The organism is Rufibacter ruber, assembly GCF_001647275.1.
GTDB lineage: Bacteria > Bacteroidota > Bacteroidia > Cytophagales > Hymenobacteraceae > Nibribacter > Nibribacter ruber_C.
This window is the reverse complement of record NZ_LRMM01000012.1, coordinates 85,232-103,447: the sequence shown is the minus strand read 5'-3', so window position 1 is coordinate 103,447 and position 18,216 is coordinate 85,232. Positions and strand designations below refer to the sequence as shown.

General features: G+C 52.5%; 14 protein-coding genes and 1 pseudogene. 11 read left to right on the top strand and 4 right to left on the bottom strand.

Going from position 1 to position 18,216, the window contains the following annotated elements; translation table 11 throughout:
- The first annotated feature begins 180 nt into the window (after nt 1-180).
- From A8O25_RS07060 to cls, 5 genes are all read left to right on the top strand, one after another.
- Nucleotides 181-1,668, top strand: a complete 1,488-nt coding sequence (locus A8O25_RS07060; protein ID WP_066832636.1) for a DUF5687 family protein — start codon at nt 181-183, stop codon at nt 1,666-1,668.
- 97 nt (nt 1,669-1,765) lie between these two features.
- Complete coding sequence (locus A8O25_RS07055) at nt 1,766-2,458, top strand: ABC transporter ATP-binding protein (RefSeq protein WP_066832633.1); 693 nt, start codon at nt 1,766-1,768, stop codon at nt 2,456-2,458.
- 167 nt (nt 2,459-2,625) lie between these two features.
- The gene (locus A8O25_RS07050) at nt 2,626-3,318 is read left to right on the top strand and encodes an aspartate/glutamate racemase family protein (RefSeq protein WP_066832630.1); all 693 of its coding nucleotides are present in this window, start codon (nt 2,626-2,628) and stop codon (nt 3,316-3,318) included.
- A gap of 82 nt (nt 3,319-3,400) precedes the next feature.
- Nucleotides 3,401-4,456: a metal-dependent hydrolase gene (locus A8O25_RS07045; protein WP_066832624.1), complete on the top strand. Its 1,056-nt coding sequence runs from the start codon at nt 3,401-3,403 to the stop codon at nt 4,454-4,456.
- Nucleotides 4,457-4,625: 169 nt separating this feature from the next.
- Nucleotides 4,626-6,107, top strand: a complete 1,482-nt coding sequence (cls, locus tag A8O25_RS07040; protein WP_241498951.1) for a cardiolipin synthase — start codon at nt 4,626-4,628, stop codon at nt 6,105-6,107.
- Between the two features lie 236 nt (nt 6,108-6,343).
- Here cls and A8O25_RS07035 read toward each other — a convergent pair whose 3' ends face one another.
- Nucleotides 6,344-6,919, bottom strand: a complete 576-nt coding sequence (locus tag A8O25_RS07035; RefSeq protein WP_066832621.1) for an acyl-CoA thioesterase — start codon at nt 6,917-6,919, stop codon at nt 6,344-6,346.
- A gap of 168 nt (nt 6,920-7,087) precedes the next feature.
- On the opposite strand from A8O25_RS07035, the gene A8O25_RS07030 reads away from it, so the two are divergent.
- Both A8O25_RS07030 and A8O25_RS07025 read left to right on the top strand, forming a co-directional pair.
- A complete protein-coding gene (locus A8O25_RS07030) occupies nt 7,088-9,565 on the top strand; it encodes a glycoside hydrolase family 95 protein (RefSeq protein WP_066832660.1) in 2,478 nt (825 codons plus the stop codon).
- 240 nt (nt 9,566-9,805) lie between these two features.
- Entirely contained in the window at nt 9,806-10,636 is an 831-nt protein-coding gene (locus A8O25_RS07025; RefSeq protein WP_066832619.1) for an amidohydrolase family protein, read from the top strand.
- A 48-nt stretch (nt 10,637-10,684) separates the two neighbouring features.
- On the opposite strand, the gene A8O25_RS07020 is transcribed toward A8O25_RS07025, so the two are convergent.
- From A8O25_RS07020 to recF, 3 genes are all read right to left on the bottom strand, one after another.
- Complete coding sequence (locus A8O25_RS07020; RefSeq protein ID WP_066832613.1) at nt 10,685-11,401, bottom strand: DUF1003 domain-containing protein; 717 nt, start codon at nt 11,399-11,401, stop codon at nt 10,685-10,687.
- Nucleotides 11,402-11,458: 57 nt separating this feature from the next.
- On the bottom strand, nt 11,459-11,785 hold the full coding sequence (locus tag A8O25_RS07015; protein ID WP_182511729.1) for a DciA family protein: 327 nt from the start codon (nt 11,783-11,785) through the stop codon (nt 11,459-11,461).
- Nucleotides 11,786-12,352: 567 nt separating this feature from the next.
- A complete protein-coding gene (gene recF, locus A8O25_RS07010; RefSeq protein WP_066832610.1) occupies nt 12,353-13,471 on the bottom strand; it encodes a DNA replication/repair protein RecF in 1,119 nt (372 codons plus the stop codon).
- A gap of 137 nt (nt 13,472-13,608) precedes the next feature.
- Between recF and pdhA the strand changes: the two genes are divergently transcribed.
- From pdhA to A8O25_RS24330, 4 genes and pseudogenes are all read left to right on the top strand, one after another.
- Nucleotides 13,609-14,640 carry a pyruvate dehydrogenase (acetyl-transferring) E1 component subunit alpha gene (gene pdhA, locus A8O25_RS07005; RefSeq protein ID WP_066832609.1) on the top strand — a complete coding sequence of 344 codons (1,032 nt, stop codon included), beginning with the start codon at nt 13,609-13,611 and terminating at the stop codon, nt 14,638-14,640.
- A gap of 114 nt (nt 14,641-14,754) precedes the next feature.
- A complete protein-coding gene (locus tag A8O25_RS07000) occupies nt 14,755-15,444 on the top strand; it encodes a tetratricopeptide repeat protein (RefSeq protein ID WP_066832606.1) in 690 nt (229 codons plus the stop codon).
- A 167-nt stretch (nt 15,445-15,611) separates the two neighbouring features.
- Nucleotides 15,612-16,100: a 6,7-dimethyl-8-ribityllumazine synthase gene (gene ribH, locus A8O25_RS06995; RefSeq protein ID WP_066832604.1), complete on the top strand. Its 489-nt coding sequence runs from the start codon at nt 15,612-15,614 to the stop codon at nt 16,098-16,100.
- Nucleotides 16,101-17,142: 1,042 nt separating this feature from the next.
- Nucleotides 17,143-17,706: pseudogene (locus A8O25_RS24330) on the top strand (PKD domain-containing protein); the annotation flags it as partial.
- Nucleotides 17,707-18,216 lie beyond the last annotated feature (510 nt).

Genomic DNA, 18,216 nt, shown 5'->3' with positions numbered 1-18,216 from the left:
TGCGTTTTGGCTGTTTTTATGAAAACAGCCCGAAAACGGAAGTATATGTCTTTGGTGGTGGGTGGGGAAACTTACGCCCATTGACTTTCCAGTTGAAAAACATGGCCAAAGCTGTAATATTTAGGGAGTTTGGGATACTAACAAGGAAACAGCCATTCTAAACAAACAACCTTTACCCTCATGATTAAACTATTACTTTCCCACCAATGGAAAGAGGCCACCAGGTCCAGCGTATGGCAGAAGAATCTGGCCGTTAACCTGGTGCTGGGTTTCTTTATGCTCCTCATGCTGCTGTACGTGGTCCTGTTGAGCCTGTTCCTTGACAAGATTCTGGAAGAACTGATGCCAGATAAAAATCCGGTAACGGTGGTGAACAGTGCGTTGCTGTATTACTTCCTGATTGATCTGGCGCTTCGGTTCTTCATGCAGGAGTTGCCGGTGCTGGGCATTCAGCCGTACCTGCACCTGCCGGTGGGCAAAGGCAAACTGGTACACTTCGTCCTGTGGAAGTCTATCACCAGCCTCTTCAATTTCCTGCCGCTGATGCTGTTCATCCCGTTCGCGCTGAAGGTGCTGCCAGAGGTGTATGGGGTTGGCGGAGCCTGGCTGTGGGTGCTGGGGCTGTTCCTGATCACCTTGGCCAACAACTTCCTGACCCTGTACTTTAAGCGCCAGCTGGTGGAAAAACCCTTGGTAACGGTAGGCTTTCTACTGGCCGTAGTAGCCTTGGCCCTGGTAGATTATCTGGGCTATATATCGTTAGGGGCAGCCTCAGGCGTGTTTTTCAATGCGTTGGGAATGCAACCCGTGTGGATAATTCTCCCGTTGGTGCTGCTGGTGGTGGTGTATCTGGTGAACTACAAGTTCATGATAGAACATACTTACCCAGAGGAAATGCGGGTACGCAAAGCCGCTAAAGTAGGAGACTCTAAGGAGATAGGTTTCCTGCAGCAGTTTGGCGAGGTGGGTGCCTTGATGGGCATGGAACTCAAACTGATCATGCGCCACAAACGCACAAAGTCAACCGTCACCATGTCTATCTTCTTCCTGGCGTATGGCTTTATCTTCTACACCAACAAGATCTACACAGACGGTTTTGCCATGCTTATCTTCCCAGGTATCTTCATGACGGGCTTTATGATGATGAGCTACGGTCAGTTTGTGCCGGGCTGGCAGAGTGCGCATTTTGACGCCCTGCTGACCAAGCGTCTGAGTCCGTACACGTTCTACCTGAGTAAGTTCTGGATGTTTGTGCCTACCTGCGTGGCCGCCTATATCGTTACGCTGCTCTATGGGTTTATGCCGGAGGTAGGAGGCAAGATAGTCGCCATCAATACGGCCTGCTTCCTGTACAACATTGGCATGAACACCTTCGTGATCCTGTATATGAGTACCTTCAACAAAAAACGCATAGACCTGAGCAAGAGCGCTTCCTTCAACTGGCAGGGGGTGGGGGCCTCCCAGTTTATCATGATGCTCCCGGCGTTAGTGCTGCCTATCCTTATTTACCTGCCCTTCGGGCTGATGGGCAACCCCTGGTGGGGAATTGCCGCCCTGGGCGTGTTTGGGATTATAGGGTTCCTGCTGCACAGGCAACTGCTGGGCATTGTGGTGAAGCGTTTCCAGCAACAGAAATATGCCATTGCCGCTGGTTTCCGGCAGGTATAGCCCTGTTGATAAGTTTGCTATCAGTCAGAAAAAATAAATTGTTAACAACCGTATAAGCTATTTACCTGGAAAAGCTTGTGCCTAAAATATAAAAGTGATGATAGAAGTACGTGACCTTCAAAAAAGCTACAACGGGGTAACCGTGGTGAACATTCCGGCCCTAACGGTACAGAAAGGCGAAACCGTTGGCCTGGTAGGCAACAACGGCGCCGGTAAGACCACCTTCTTCCGGATGATTCTGGACCTGATCAGGCCTTCTAAAGGCGAAGTGTTCAGCAGAGGCGAAAACGTGCGCAGCACTGAAGACTGGAAACACTACACCGGCTCCCACCTGGATGAGGGCTTTCTCATTGATTTTCTCACGCCAGAGGAGTACTTCATCTTCATTGGCAAGTTGCACGGCCTCTCAACCGGAGATGTGCAGGCGTTTCTGGACAGCTTCAAAGACTTTTTCAACGGTGAGATCCTGGAGCAGCGCAAGTACATCAGAGACTTCTCCAAAGGAAACCAGAAGAAGGTGGGCGTGGCGGCGGCCGTCATGTCTAACCCAGAGCTGCTGATCTTAGATGAGCCGTTTGCCAACCTGGACCCCAGCTCCCAGATCAGGTTGAAGAACCTGTTGAAAAACCTCAAGAGCCAAGGCATGACCATGCTCATCTCCAGCCATGACCTTAGCCATGTGATTGAAGTCTGTGACCGCATTGTGCTGTTGGAGAAAGGCAAGGTGGTAGAAGACATGCAAACCAATGAAACCACGCTTCAGCAGCTGGAAAGCTATTTTACAGTTTAGTTATCCACAGCGGGAGCACAGGTAAAAAGGAGCGCAGCTCAACCTTTCTGCTGCTTCAACTGCCCTTGCGTCTCTTCTGTTTTAAGGCTACTTTTCAGAAAATAGCATTAAAACAGAAGAGACGTTTTATATTCACGGCACAGCAAGCGGAGTAAGAACACCGTACCATGAAAACGATTGGCTTGATTGGGGGAATGTCCTGGCAAAGTTCAGACACCTACTATCAGATCATTAACCGGAAGGTGAAAGAAACCCTGGGGGGCGTACACTCCTGCCGCTCCCTCATGTACTCCGTTGACTTTGCTGAAATTGCTGAGCTGCAACACAAAGGTGACTGGGAGGCGCTTGGCGTTATACTGGTAGACGCGGTCAGAAAGCTGGAGCGCGGCGGTGCCGATTTCCTTGTCCTCTGCACCAACACCCTGCATAAGCTGGCCAAAGAGATTGAGCAAAACACCCCGCTGCCGTTTCTGCACATTGCTGATGCCACGGCCCATGAAATTCACCGCCAGGGGCATACCACGGTGGGGTTGCTGGGGACCAGGTTCACCATGGAGCAGGACTTTCTGCGCAGGCGGTTTCTGGAGCACCACCACATCAGCACCATCATTCCGTCAGAGAGGGCCCGGGAGAGAATACACGCCATTATCTTTGAGGAACTGGTGAAGGGAATCCTGAAGGAAAGCTCCCGGCAGGAATACCTTCAGATCACGGAGGAGGTGCTGCACCAAGGGGCGCAGGGTATCATACTGGGCTGCACTGAAATTGGGTTGTTAATAAGGCCACAAGACACAGCGGCCATCCTGTATGATTCAGCCCAGCTGCATGCAGAGCGGGCCGTGGAGGTGGCGCTTTCCTGAGACCTGTTTTTGGCCTGTTTTTCCAAAAACAGCCAGAAAACGCTGCACCGTCCTGTGCGTATAGAACAGCACACACAATCAAATGGACTCACTGACCCATGCCGCAATAGGTGCCTGTCTGGGCGAAGCGCTGCTTTCTAAAAAGGTAGGCAGGCGGGCGCTGCTGTGGGGGGCGCTGGCCCAGAATTTACCAGACATAGACACCGTGGCTGCGCTCTGGCTGCCGCCGCACCAAAACCTGCTGGTACACCGGGGCATCACCCATTCCTTTCTGCTGGCGCTGATCATGGCGGTATTGCTGACCTTGGTGGCGGGCAGATGGCACCAGAAACGGCAGATCCCGTGGCCGCAGTTTTTCCTGTTCTTTCTGCTTCAGCTGCTGGTGCATGACCTGCTGGATGCGTGCAACGCGTACGGTACGGGGTTGCTGCTGCCGTTCAGTAGCGAGCGCTTTTCATTTCACCTGCTCTACGTGGCAGACCCGCTCTTTAGTTTGTGGCCTTGCCTGGGAGCCCTGGCTTTGCTGCTATTTAGAAAAGCGTCTTCTGGCCATAGGCTGAAGTGGGCGCTGTGGGGCCTGGTGCCTGCAGGCTTGTACTTAGGGTATGCCGTTTTCAACAGGCAGCAGGTGCAGAGCCACCTGGAGGCGTCTCTCAGGCACAGGCAGCTAAAGGCGGCCAGCTATTTTGTGACCCCCACTCCCTTTAACAACTGGCTGTGGTACGCGGTGGTGGCTACAGATACAGGGTATTACATTGGCTACCGCTCTGTGTTCTGGCCAGCCGCTACTAAAACCGTTTTGCGGTTTTATCCACAGCAGGAGAAGCTGCTAACCCCTGTGGATAACCCAGGCGAACTCCAGGATCTACGGCAGTTTGCGAGCGGGTTCTATACCGTAGAACGCTGGAATGACACGTTGGTGTTGAATGTGCTCCGGTTTGGGCAGATGCTGGGGTGGCAGGAGGAGAAAGCCCGTTTCACGTTCCACTACTTTCTGCAACCCGCGCGCGCTGACAACCGCCTGGTCATGCAGCGCGGCAGAATGCGGGGCTGGAACTGGGAGACCCTGCACGCCATGGGCCGGTTGATATTTGTAGCCCCTGAGCAGAAGTTCCTTCGGCGGGAGCCGGAAAAATAAAGGAACAGCGTGCGCGGTAGAAAACCAGCTCAAAGCCGTGCTGTTTGCAGCAGACAAAACCGGTATGCCTCTGGTTTGGGTAAAACAGCCTGGGGACAAAAGGTACTGTAAAGGCATTTCCCACTGAATCTTTATTATTGCACTTGAAAATACTTGAACAAAGACGCGTGTGGCAGAACTGCTGAAAAGTCTGGAGAACATTGACTGGCTACTGGTCTGGAACATAGTCTATATTCCGGTGCTGGTGGCGGTTTGCCTGCGTATTGTCTATGACACCGGCTCTACGGCTAAAACGCTGGCCTACCTGCTGCTGGCTATTTTTGTGCCGGTGGCGGGTATTGTGATTTACTTCTCCTTCGGGATCAACTATAAGAAGCGGAAGCTGTACTCCAAAAAGCTGGTGGAAGACGAGCTGTTCATTCAGCGGCTGGAGGAGCGGGTGCACGCCTATTCACAGGAAGTGCTGGCGGGGAGTAACCCTACCGTGCAGCGGTACCGCGAACTGGTGAACCTGCTGCTGCATGACGGCCTGAGCCCGTTGACCGGAAGAAACCAGGTAACCCTGCTGCTGAACGGCGAGGAGAAGTTCCCGGCGGTGCTGCAGGCGCTCCGGGAGGCCCGGCACCACATCCATCTGGAGTATTACATCCTGGACAACGACCAGATTGGAAACCAGATCAAGGAGATTCTCATGCAGAAGGCGCGGGAGGGGGTGCAGGTGCGGTTTATCTATGATGATTACGGCAGCCGCTCCATCCGGCGGAAATACGTGGCTGAGCTGAGGGCGGCGGGGGTAGAGGCGTACCCGTTTCACAAGGTGCTCTTCTGGCTGCTGGCCAACCGGCTCAACTACCGCAACCACCGCAAGATCATCATCATAGACGCCCAAACCGCGTTTGTAGGCGGGATCAACGTGGCTGACCGCTACATTAACCGGCCAGAAGACCCCAACCGCCTGTTCTGGCGCGACACCCACCTGCGCATAGACGGCCCCGGCATTTACTACCTGCAGTACCTGTTTTTCTGCGACTGGAACTTTGCCTCTGGCCAGCACCTGCACCCAGAGGAGCACTACTTCATTGCCCAGCCGCACCCTGTCGGCAATTCTCTGGTGCAGATAGCCGCCAGCGGGCCAGACTCGCCCAGGCCCACCATTGTGTTCTCATTGCTGCAGGCGTTTTACCTGGCCCAGAAGGAGATTCTGGTGACCACCCCGTACTTTATTCCCGGTGAAGGCATTCTGCAGGCACTCACGGTGGCAGCCCTGGGCGGCGTGAAGGTAAAGCTGCTGGTGCCGGGCATCTCAGACTCAGCGCTGGTGAACGCGGCGGCCTGGTCTTACTATGATGACATGCTGCACGCGGGCGTTGAAATTTATTTGTACCAGAAAGGCTTCATCCACTCCAAAACGGTGGTCATTGACGGTGCCGTGAGCATGGTGGGCACTGCCAACATGGACAACCGCAGCTTTGAGCTCAACTTTGAAGTCAACGCCGTGGTCTATGATGAAGCCATTTCAAAGCAGCTAAGAGATGTCTTCTATGCAGACCTGCGGCAGGCCGAAAAAATCAATCTCCGGGAATGGCGCCAGCGCCCCCGGCTCAAGCAGTTCTTTGAGAAGCTGGCCCGGCTGCTCTCGCCGCTGCTGTAGAAGATGAGCCTTTCTCTCCTGCCCAGCCAGGCTGTTTTGGGGCTGTTTTTCAGAAAACAGGCTAAGAGCTTGTTTAAATTTTGATTTTGCAAGCGAAAACGGGGAGCGAAAGGTTCTGGCGAAGCGTTTTTTGAGCAGCATACGCCCCGCTACAGTGCGAGAAAAAGGCAAAGTCAGGTTCTTTTGATACCCGTTTGCAGCGCGAAAGACAAATTTAAACATGCTCTAAAAACAGCCTACAGCTCAAATGCCAGCTGGCACCGTTGCCCCAGCAGCGTAGAGAGGTTCTGCTGTAGCTCCAGTTGGGTTTTGACGGCTTTGAACTCCTGCTCTGAGCGCGCCTTTATTTCTTTGCGTTGCAGGGCTTCCATAAACCGGCGCACATCTTCTGGCGTCTCCAGGGTCAGGCCGGGTACTTTGGTGGGTGCATCATCTTCGCCTTTGGCCACCATGGTGAAATAAGAGGTGTTGGTGTGCTTCACAAAACCGGATTTCACATTCTCTGCAATCACCTTAATGCCCACCAGCAGAGACGTTTTGCCCACGTAATTCACAGAGGCCATGAGGCTTACCAGCTCGCCCACCTCTACCGGCTGCAGAAAGTTCACCCCGTCTACAGAAACCGTCACGCAGTAATTGCCCGCGTGTTTGGCGGCGCAGGCATAGGCCACTTTGTCCATGAGCGAGAGCAGGATGCCCCCGTGAATCTTGCCCCCAAAGTTGGCATAACTGGGAATCATAAGTTCCGTGAGGGTGGTGCGGGAGTGGGAGACGGGGCGGTAGATGTCTGGTTCAGAAATGGTTTTTTGCATGTCTGTTTTGGCGCTGTTTTCCTAAAAGTAGGCCAAAAACAGGAATTTTCTGGTTAGGCGGGACAAATTGTGGCGGCTGGTCTACCTCAACTCAACAGGATCAGGTTGTGAAGGAGGTAAAAATTCACTAGCTTGTGCAATCGTTTGCGCAAGCCAGCTTCCTTTAAAATGAAAAGATTCGTTTCCCCCAGTTGCTTTCTGCTCTTTTGCTGCTTCTTTTTATCCGCAAGGGCGCAGCCGAAACAAAACCTTCTGAAACTCTGGTACACGCAGCCCGCCGCCAACTGGAACGAGGCGCTGCCGCTGGGCAACGGGCGCATAGGGGCCATGGTGTTCGGCGGAGCCGCACAGGAGCAGCTGCAGCTGAACGAGGAGACGGTGTGGGCGGGCGAGCCGGGCAACAACCTCAACACCGAGCTGTTCACCGCCCTGCCGGAGATTAGAAAACTGATTTTTGCCAACCAACACAAAGAGGCGCAGGCGCTGGCGCTGGAGAAATTACCGCGGCAGGCACCCGCCAACAGCAACTACGGCATGCCGTACCAGCCCGTGGGCGACCTGTTCCTTTCTTTCCCCGGACACCAGAACGCCACCACCTATTCCCGTGACCTGGACATAGGCCAGGCCGTGGCCACGGTGACGTACAGCGTGAACGGCGTGAACTTCCGCCGTGAGATGTTCACCTCTTTCTCAGACGAAGTGCTCATCATTCGGCTCACCGCCGATAAACCCAGGAGCATCACCTGCACCCTGCGCACCAGTAGCCCGCATAAAGTTCAGCAGGTGCAGACGCAGGGGCAGCAGTTGATTCTCTCCGGCACCTCCGGCAATGTGGACAACAAGAAAGGGAAAGTGCGGTTCCAGGCACGGGTGCAGCCTAAGGTGAAGGGCGGTAAAGTGTCGGCCACGGCCGATGCCCTGCAGATTACGAACGCAGACGAGGCGGTGATTTACGTGTCTATGGCCACCAACTTCAAGAACTACCAGGACCTGTCTGGCGACGAGGCCGCCAAAGCTGCCAGCTTTCTGAACAAGGCGCTCAAAAAGAAGTACGCCAAGGCCAAGTCTGCGCACATAAAACACTGCCAGAACTACTTTAACCGGGTGTCACTGGATTTGGGCACCACCGCGGCCGCCCAGAAACCCACCAATGTTCGGCTCGCCGCGTTCAGCAAAGTCAACGACCCGCAGCTGGTTTCTCTGTACTTCCAGTTCGGGCGGTATCTGCTCATCTCCAGTTCCCAACCCGGCACCCAGCCCGCCAACCTGCAGGGCATCTGGAACGACAAGCTCAGCCCCAGCTGGGACAGCAAGTACACCGTGAACATCAATACTGAGATGAACTACTGGCCCGCTGAGGTCACTCAGCTGCCCGAAATGCACCAGCCGCTGTTCCAGATGGTGAAAGACCTGTCTGAGACGGGGCGGGAGAGCGCCCGCAAAATGTACGGCGCCCGCGGCTGGAACATGCACCACAACACAGATATCTGGCGGTTCACCGGCCCCATTGACGGCGCGTTTTACGGCCTCTGGCCCATGGGCGGGGCCTGGCTCACGCAGCACCTCTGGCAGCACTACCTGTACACCGGAGACAAGCAGTTCCTGAAGCAGTATTACCCGGTGCTGAAAGGGGCGGCCCAATTCTACGCAGATGTGCTGCAGGAGGAGCCCACCAATAAATGGCTGGTGGTGGTGCCGTCTATGTCACCAGAGAACAAGCACCAGAGCGGCGTTTCTATCGCCGCAGGCACCACCATGGACAACCAACTGGTGTTTGACGTGTTCTCCAACGCCCTGTGGGCCGCCGCCATTCTGAACATTGACAAAAGCTTTGCCGATACGCTCCGGCAGCTGCGCGACCGCCTCCCGCCCATGCAGGTGGGGCAGCACGGGCAGCTGCAGGAGTGGCTGCAGGACTGGGACCGCAAAGAAGACCAACACCGCCACGTGTCGCACCTGTACGGGCTGTTCCCCAGCAACCAGATCTCGCCATTTTCCAATCCGGAGCTGTTCCAGGCCGCCAGAACCACCCTGGTGCACCGCGGCGACAAATCTACGGGCTGGTCAATGGGCTGGAAAGTGAACCTCTGGGCCCGCCTGCTAGACGGCAACCGCGCCTACAAACTCATTGCCGACCAACTCACGCCCGCCCAGAACGCTGAGAAAGGCGAAAGCGGCGGCACCTACCCCAACCTGTTTGACGCGCACCCGCCCTTCCAGATAGACGGTAACTTCGGGTGCACCTCCGGCATAGCCGAAATGCTTTTGCAGAGCCATGACGGGGCGCTGCACCTGCTGCCCGCCCTGCCAGACCAGTGGCCCAGCGGTGAAGTGAAAGGTTTGGTAGCTCGTGGCGGCTTTGTGGTGGACATGCGCTGGGAGAACCGCAAGGTCACCGCGCTCACCATTCACTCCAAACTAGGCGGCACCTGCAGGCTGCGCGCAGGCAATGCTTTGGCTCTCAGCGGAAAAGGAACCCTCAAACCAGCGCAAGGCGAGAACCCAAATCCGTTCTACCAGGCACCGGGCATCAAGCAGCCCTTGGTTTCGGCCAAGGCCGAAGCTGGGAATGTGAACCTGCCCCACACGCAGTTGTTAGACATGGAAACGAAGGCGGGCCAGACGTACACTTTCAAAGCGTTGTAGCTGTAGTAAAGTTGTTGAACAGAAGTATCTATAGATGTTTCCCCTCTTTGTCATCCTGAAAGGATCTTAGCGGCGAACGGCAGTAACGGTCAATAAAAGCTTATCTAGTTCGCCCACAAGATCCTTCCAGGATGACAAAATGTATAATTGTTTTTGTCTTTTTACTTAGTTGCGGCGCTAGTTGCGCTAACGCAAGAATGGTAGCTTTGCGGCCACTGCCACCGCTCAAGAGAAAGACCCATGCCAAGAATTGACGCCCACCAGCACTTCTGGGAATTCAACCCAGCCCGGGAATCCTGGGTTACGGAAGACATGGCTGTGATACGGCGGGATTTTCTGCCCCAGGAGCTGCAACCGCTGCTGCAGGAGCACGGGTTTGACGGTTGCGTGCTGGTGCAGACCGCGCAGCCCGAGCACGAGAACGAGATTCTGCTGGAGTGGGCGCGGGCGCATGAGTTCATCAAAGGCGTGGTGGGCTGGGTAGACTTCTTTGCGGCAGATATTGAAGAGCGGCTTTCCAGGTTGAGCCAGCACCCAAAGCTGAAAGGGTTCAGGTACGTGCTGCAAGGCGCTGAGGACAAAGCGCTCATGCTCCAGCCCGCTTTCCAGCACGGCATTGCGCAGCTGCGGCGGTACGGGTTTTCTTATGATATCTTGATTTACCCAGACCAGCTGGCCTACACCGCAGAATTAACGGCGGCCTTCCCAGACCAGCCCTTCGTGCTCAACCATTTGGCCAAGCCAGACATCAAAGGCGGTGACTTCCAGACCTGGCGAAAGGCCATGGAAGCCTTCGCGGCGCAGGAGAACGTGTGCTGCAAAGTGTCTGGGCTGGTGACGCAGGCTGACTGGCAAAACTGGCAGAAACGTGATTTCACGCCGTACCTGGATACGCTGGCCGAGGTCTTCGGGCCAAAGCGGCTGTTGTTTGGCTCTGACTGGCCGGTGTGTCTGGTGGCGGCTTCTTACGCAGAGGTGCTGGGCCTTGTGCAGGAGTATTTCTCCCCGTTCAGCCCACAGGAGCAGGAATTGGTTTTCGGCGGCAACGCCGTGGCCTTTTATAAGCTGTGATGTCTGTTTTGGGGCTGTTTTCAGAAAAACAGGCCGAAAACAGAAATGCTACTTCTCTTTGCCCACGCGCGCGTTGATTTCCTGGAGCAGCTCCAGCTGTATCTGCTGAATCTGGAGCAGGCGCTGGCCCTGCTGCATGAGCAGGTGGTCTATTTTCTCGTGCAGCTGCCGTATCTCCAGCTCGGCTTTGAGGTTCACCTGGTAGTCGTGCTCGGCGCGCAGGCGGTCTTTTTCTTCTTGCCGGTTCTGGCTCATCATGATCACGGGGGCCTGCAGCGCGGCAATGCAGGACAAGATGAGGTTGAGGAGAATGAACGGGTAGGGGTCAAATGCCCGCCCGAAGAAGGCCAGAATGTTCACCAGCATCCAGAGCACCAGAAAGCCCAGGAACAGGAGAATGAAATTCCAGCTTCCGCCAAAGGTGGCGATGCGGTCTGCCACGCGCTCCCCAAACGTGAGCTGCTCAGTGTACTCGGTCTGCACGTTGCGGGAAAGCAGCTCGTTCTGCGAGATGCTGCTCACCACCTCTTTCTCCAGCTGGGAGAGTTCACCGTACTCCTGCTGCAGCACATCCTCCACAAAATCAGTGCGGTAACGGTTCAGCGCCTCCAGCGAGATGTAGCCGGTGGGGTCCCAGTGGGGGTGCTGCTGTTTGATGAGCTGGACAATGGGTTCACGCACGGCGTTGGCCGGCATGAGCTGGCTCAGGGGGAGGGATTTGCCGGTAATTTGGCAAACGGCGCCAGGGAAAGCGTCTGTGGGCATAGGGCGTTTTGGGGCTGTTTTGGGAAAAGTAGGCCAAAAACAGCATTTCTCAAAGGGCTACAGGAACACCACGTCGTCAATCACTTTATCACCCATCTCTGTGTTGATGAGGGTGATGACTTTGGTTTTGGCCATGTTGAGCTCGTGCTTGAGCGGGGCCGAAGACAGGCGCACAAACAGCTTGCGGTTGCGTACAAACACTTCCTGCGTCTTGAGCGAGATGGCCTTGCCCATGATTTTCTCCCAGGAGCTCACCAGCTGCACCTCACTGAGCTTCCCGTTCAGTTTGTACGCCTTCAGCATGGCTTCAATGCTGTCTTTCAAGCTGATGGTATCAGCTTTGCGCATGAACGGACTTCTGGGGTTGAGCGGACGCAGGGACATAGTTTTATTGGGCGAAGGAGTGACGGCGTGAAGGAGCGAATACTAATTCTACAGCGCTAAATTACAGTATTTGCTATACGCAAACCGGGTTTAAGGCAGATGAATTTATCCACCTGGTTTTCCCCCAGTTCTGCACATTTTGGCAAAATGCGTTTTCGGCCTGTTTTTCAGAAAGTAGGGCGAAAGTAGTTTTTAGTTATTCGCTTTTAGTGGTTAGGAAGAAGAAGTGATTTATTTTATGCTACACCTGAAAGGGGAACGGTGAAAAAGCTGAAAACGTGTCTGGCGCAGATTCTCCCTCTTGAAGCGCACCTTACTCCACATACATTGCTACGCATTTCGTCCCCCTTTGAAGGGGGGAGGGGGATGAATTACTCGTGCAGAGTTACGCATTCCCGAGAATCATTGCCAATTTTCACTTAACAAGAGTTATTGAGATTTGCTGGCGCCTTTGTCATCCCCCTACCCCCTTCAAAGGGGGACGTTCAGGTAAAGAACCTGAAGGAAAATCTGCGTGAACAGCTGTTCTAACTACCCAAGAGCAACTAACATTTTATAAACCTACTACTACATCTCCTCGTCATCAATCGTCTCTGCTTTCCCCTCCGTAATCCGGAACCGCCTGATGTTATTGGAAAGCGGCTGCAGAATGGCGTCTGTGCGCTCCAGGTGCGTGTCTGTCAAAAAGATCTGCCCGAAGGTGTTGTTGGCCACCAGTTGCATGAGCTGCTCAATGCGCTTTTGGTCCAGGCGGTCAAAAATGTCATCTAAGAGCAGAAGTGGTTTCTGTCCGTTTTTCTGGGCCAGCACCTCAAACTGCGCCAGCTTGAGGGCAATCACGTAGCTTTTCTGCTGCCCCTGTGAGCCAAAGTTCTTCACGCTCTTGCCGTCCATGAGAAACACAAAGTCATCTTTGTGCGGGCCCACGGTGGTGCGCTGCAGCAGCAGGTCTTTGCGCTGGCTCTGGTCCAGCAGGTAGGCATAATTCTGCCTAGTGAGCTGGCTCTGGTAATCTAAGGTCACCACCTCAGAGGAGCCGGATAAGTGTTGGTAATGCCGCTGGAAAACAGGTTCAAAGGCAGCCAGGAAAGTAGCGCGTCTGATGCCTAGTTCGGTGCCCAGCGGCATGAGCTGCTCATCCAGCACCTGCAGGTATTCCTTGTCAACGTACTGCTTCTCATAGAACTGCTTGAGCAGCGAGTTGCGCTGTTTCAAAACATAATTGTACTGGATGAGCAAGTCCAGATAACTGTGGTCCAGCTGGGCCATGAGAGAGTCAAAGAACTTGCGGCGGTCTTCGCTGCCCTCCCTGATCAAATCTGTGTCATACGGCGAGATCAACACCACCGGAAACTTGCCCACATGCTCGCTCACCCGCTCATACGGCGCCTTGTTGAGCGTGATAATCTTTTTCTGCCCCGCCTTCAGGTAACACTGCACCGCGCTCACTTTCTCGTCAGATTTGAACCGGCCGCGCACAATAAAATAGTCTTCGCCCTCTTTGATGTTCTGCAAATCACTGGAGGTGAAGGCGCTTTTGGTGAGGGAGAGGTAGTGAATGGCGTCCAGCAGGTTGGTTTTGCCGCTGCCGTTGTTGCCAATGAAACAGTTGATGTGCGCAGAAAAAGGCAGGGTGGCCTCCTCGTAGTTCTTGAAGTGCAGCACGTGTAGATTTTCGAGGAGCATGAACTTGTTTCCAGATTTTTACTTAATTTCGCGTGTTATAACACCTTACGGAAGAAAAAATAGTCTACTCAACCGGAGTAGCCCGTTTTTCAAAGTAATGTGACTTGATCAACCCTTACGAATAACAGACACACGTTATGGCGGACGCGAAAGCAGCGAAGAAGACAAAGGTAAAAGGTGCCCCTGCATTTTCAAAAGAGACCTACCTGCGTTGGTATGAGATGATGCAGCTCATGCGCAAGTTTGAGGAGAAAGCCGGCCAGTTATATGGCCAACAGAAAATAAAAGGTTTCTGCCACCTGTACATTGGGCAGGAAGCGTGTGCGGCCGGTGCCATCACCGCCCTCACCAAAGATGACAAATGGATCACCGCCTACCGTGACCACGCGCACCCGCTGGGGTTGGGCACGTCACCCAACGCGGTCATGGCAGAGCTGTTTGCCAAAGCCACCGGTTGCTCTAAGGGCAAGGGCGGCTCTATGCACATCTTTGACAAAGAGGTGAACTTTGTAGGCGGCCACGGCATTGTGGGCGGCCAGGTTCCGCTAGGGGCCGGTTTGGCGTTTGCCGAGAAATACAACAACACCGGCAACCTGTGCATCTGCTACATGGGTGACGGTGCCGTGCGCCAGGGGGCGTTGCATGAGGCCTTCAACATGGCCATGCTCTGGAAACTGCCCGTGATTTTTGTGGTAGAGAACAACGGGTACGCCATGGGAACCTCGGTGCAGCGTACGTCTAACGTGACCGAGCTGTACAAACTGGGCCTGAGCTATGACATGCCGTCTGAGCCGGTAAACGCCATGCGCTGCGAAGACGTGCATGAGGCCGTGGCCCGCGCCGCAGAGCGCGCCCGTGCCGGCGAGGGACCTACCTTCCTGGAGTTCAGAACATACCGTTACAAAGGCCACTCCATGTCTGACCCGGCTAAGTACCGCACCAAAGAGGAGCTGGAAAACTACCGGAACCAGGACCCCATTGAGAGCGTGCGTTTCACCATTCTGGAGAACCAATTCGCCACTGAGCAGGAACTGGAGGAGATTGACAACAAAATCAAGGCGCAGGTACAGGAGTCAGTAGAGTTTGCAGAAAACTCGCCGTACCCAGAGCCATCTGAATTATATACAGATATTTACGTAGAGAAAGACTATCCGTACGTGATGGTGTAAAAAGACCGCCGCGCGGGAACGCTCCCACAAGATTTGGGGTTGAACGGGCAGGGCTTTTTATTGGAGCAGTATTCAAATTTATTAGTTCATACATTACTGATGTCAATTAACACAATGAAGCGAGAAAGCGAATTGGAGGTGCTAGAGAATCCAGATGCGTTGGCTGACCGCCTTTTAAAGTCGGAAAGCTATGTGGAGCGTCATAAAAACCTCTTCATCGGGATTTTTGTAGCCATTGCTGCCGCTGTGGTAGGAGGGTTCCTGTATTACCAGAACCGCGAGGCGAAGAACGCAGAGGCCTTGTCGGCCATGTTTCAGGCTGAGTACTACTTTGAGGCTGACTCGCTGAACAAAGCCCTGAACGGTGACGGCCAGTATGCCGGTTTCAAATCTGTTGCAGAGGAGTACGGCAGCACCAAGGCAGGGAACCTGGCAAACTTCTACGCCGGTACCATCTTGCTGAAACAAGGCAAATACCAAGATGCCCTGAATTACCTGGAGGAGTTCAACTCAGATGATTTGTTGTTGCAGGCCCGGGCGTACTCTTTGCAGGGTGATGCCCAGCTGGAGTTAGGCAAGGCCGCAGAGGCTGCCTCGCTTTACAAGAAAGCGGCAGAGCACAAAGCCAATGACTATTTCTCGCCCCAGTACCTCATGAAAGCCGCCATGGCCCATGAAACGGCCAACCAGCCTGCTGAGGCCGTTGACGTGTATGACCGCATCATTAATGACTACCCCTTGAGCGCAGAGGTGGCAGACGCCAAAAAATACAAGGCGCGCGCTGAAGGCCTAGCAAAGAAATAAACCCAGAATAAAATTTATTAGACGGAGCGGCTGCCGAGATTATTTTTGGCCAGCCGCTCGTTTTTTTATGCACTTTTGCGTATACGTTTCCGGGCTATTTTTCTGAAAACAGACCTAAAACAGAAATTCCTCAACAAGAGAAATCACTCCTCTAACCTTTACCTCCAATGGCCAGCAGCCTAAAGAACTTAAGCGAGTATAACTCAGACAACCTGCCAGACATTTCCGGCAAAAAATTCGGGTTGGTAGTAGCAGAATGGAACAAAGAAATAACAGACGCTCTCTGCAAAGGCGCCTATGAGACGCTGTTGCAGCATGGGGCCAAGCCCGAGAACATTCACCGCAACACTGTGCCCGGCAGCTTTGAACTCACCTTGGGGGCGCAGTACCTGGCGCAAAGCTATGAGATTGATGCGGTCATTGCCCTGGGGGTGGTGATCAAAGGAGAAACCAAGCATGATGACTACATCTGCCACGCCGTGGCCCAGGGCCTCACCCATGTGGGCATGAAGTACAACAAGCCAGTGATCTTTGGGCTGGTGACTACCAATGACGAGCAGCAGGCCTGGGACCGCGCCGGCGGAAAGCACGGTAACAAAGGCGTAGAAGCCGCCGCCACTGCTATCCAGATGCTGAGCTTTGGCGGGAACAGCTAGCCGTAGTTGGTTCCCCGCCTGTGCCAGAGAGGGCCAGCCGTTACTGCGGCTGGCCCTCTCTGGTTTGTTAAATGCCTAAGGAGTATTTCTATTTTCGGGCTGTTTTGGCCAAAACGGCCCCAAAACAGAAACGCTCCTCTAGCTGTCTAAGATAATAGTCATTTGGGCTGTTAAAGTTGGGTTAGGTTCTGAGTTTGTAAGCTCAATAAACAACGCAAGGTTTAGCCGATGTTAAGCTTAAACTAAAAGGTGGTAAAAGCAAAGTAAAGCTCTTTACTTATGGCATATACAGGGAAGAGACAAACTTTAGGCTTAAGATAGAGAAAATTAATTCTTAGCTTTTTGCTTACTGCCCTTGATTCTGCTTCATATTGTATACGGGGAACAGAGTTTCGCTAATTGAACTGAATTATTTTGAGGTAGTTATCAACCAGATTAGACATAAAACGAAAGCTTTTATTATTTTTGCCTCTCATTGGTTCCCCCACCAAAATGATGAAGATCACGTTGCCGTTAACGGTTGGTCTTCTGTGCCTGCCCCATCTCAAACTATGAATAGCTAAGAACTTTTAAAATAAGACTGTATAGTCTTTCTTTAAACTAGATGTGTTTTGAAAGTTCTGTTTTACTCTGAACCTGTTTAGTGTTTTTGTTTTACCGCCCTTTCATGGGCTCTGTCTGGCTACAGCGTAGGCTGGTGCCTGCGTTTTGGGGCTGTTTTCTGAAAAACAGGACAGAAACAGAAGCTGTATGCAGCTAAAGACGCAAGCAACCGCTTACACCAGAGACTAAGTGGAAAATGATAAGTAGCTTCTCTTTATAATTAAGATTTAAAGAAGCTGTTCTAACAGAGTTATACAAAGAATTTAGGTTAATAAACAGCTTATAATTAATACGTTAATTTATTAAATAAAGTATATATAATTTAGGTTGAGGAAAGGCAACATAGGTACTTTTCTCATACTGTCTTCTAAAAAGTACTATTCCCCCTATAGTTCTCTATTCCATTTTTTCATCTTCTGTTTTTCTTTTATCGCTTTTTATGGCGCAGCTCTACCGTAGCCTGTTGTGGGCAACCTTGTTGTCGGTGTTTTTTCATGTGGGCTCTTTTGCCCAAAGCTCTACATGTACTGTCTCTGTTACGGCCTCAGGGCCTCTTTCTTTCTGTAAAGGCGGAAATGTGGTGCTGTCTGCCTCTTTTACTGATCCAAAGCCCACTTACACGTGGCGCAGAGGTAACACCACCCTGTCAGAGACCGGTGATAAGCTAACCATAGTAGAGTCTGGCAATTATACGGTTGAAGCGAAGGGAGATACCTGTGCGTCTAAAACATCAGAAGTATTTATTGTAACGGTTCATGATTTGCCCAAGGCAGATTTCACATTTACAAATGATGTCTGCTCTGGCACAAGTATAAAATTTACCAATGTTTCTACAGGAGATGGTCTTAGGTACTCCTGGGACTTTGGAGATCCCGGTTCTGGCAATACCAGTTCAGACAAAGATCCAAACCATGTATTCACGTCTATAGGGGGAGGGGTAAAAACCTATTCTGTAAAGCTGACGGTCACCAACAGGGAGGGCTGCACTGATACTGAGACAAAGACGGTACGGGTAAAGCAGCAGCCAGATATAATTTTAGCTGATTTAACGAGAACTCCTGGTAATCCTGCTTTTAGTAAATGTAATTCTACATCTTCTAATAGTGATTATTTGGTAAGAATTGAGAATAGGTCTTTAGTTCAATCTAACACTACCTATATAATAGATTGGGGCGATAATTCCTCCCATCAAATATCTAATTCATTCTCAACAGCAGAACATACATATAAACAACAAGGATCATTTAATCTAAGAGTAACAGCAACTCGCGATGGATGTGTAACTATCCTTAATCAACAAGTATATAACGGTAGTAATCCTAGTATTACGGTAGGGAGCCCCGGTAACACAGTAGGTTGCGCCGGATCAAATGCAATTTATACCTTTCCAATTAGTGGTATTGTTAATAACAGTCCTGCCACTAAGTATACCTTTGTATTCAATGACGGGAGTGAGCCAATTGAATATACACAAGAGGATATACCAAATAGTATCACTCATGAGTTTAATATA

Bases quoted from the DNA above. Each gene is read 5' to 3' on its own strand.
- A8O25_RS07060 (WP_066832636.1), top strand. From the start codon at position 181: ATGATTAAACTATTACTTTCCCACCAATGGAAAGAGGCCACCAGGTCC.
- A8O25_RS07055 (WP_066832633.1), top strand. From the start codon at position 1,766: ATGATAGAAGTACGTGACCTTCAAAAAAGCTACAACGGGGTAACCGTG.
- A8O25_RS07050 (WP_066832630.1), top strand. From the start codon at position 2,626: ATGAAAACGATTGGCTTGATTGGGGGAATGTCCTGGCAAAGTTCAGAC.
- A8O25_RS07045 (WP_066832624.1), top strand. From the start codon at position 3,401: ATGGACTCACTGACCCATGCCGCAATAGGTGCCTGTCTGGGCGAAGCG.
- A8O25_RS07035 (WP_066832621.1), bottom strand. From the start codon at position 6,919: ATGCAAAAAACCATTTCTGAACCAGACATCTACCGCCCCGTCTCCCAC.
- A8O25_RS07030 (WP_066832660.1), top strand. From the start codon at position 7,088: ATGAAAAGATTCGTTTCCCCCAGTTGCTTTCTGCTCTTTTGCTGCTTC.
- A8O25_RS07025 (WP_066832619.1), top strand. From the start codon at position 9,806: ATGCCAAGAATTGACGCCCACCAGCACTTCTGGGAATTCAACCCAGCC.
- A8O25_RS07020 (WP_066832613.1), bottom strand. From the start codon at position 11,401: ATGCCCACAGACGCTTTCCCTGGCGCCGTTTGCCAAATTACCGGCAAA.
- A8O25_RS07015 (WP_182511729.1), bottom strand. From the start codon at position 11,785: ATGTCCCTGCGTCCGCTCAACCCCAGAAGTCCGTTCATGCGCAAAGCT.
- recF (WP_066832610.1), bottom strand. From the start codon at position 13,471: ATGCTCCTCGAAAATCTACACGTGCTGCACTTCAAGAACTACGAGGAG.
- pdhA (WP_066832609.1), top strand. From the start codon at position 13,609: ATGGCGGACGCGAAAGCAGCGAAGAAGACAAAGGTAAAAGGTGCCCCT.
- A8O25_RS07000 (WP_066832606.1), top strand. From the start codon at position 14,755: ATGAAGCGAGAAAGCGAATTGGAGGTGCTAGAGAATCCAGATGCGTTG.
- ribH (WP_066832604.1), top strand. From the start codon at position 15,612: ATGGCCAGCAGCCTAAAGAACTTAAGCGAGTATAACTCAGACAACCTG.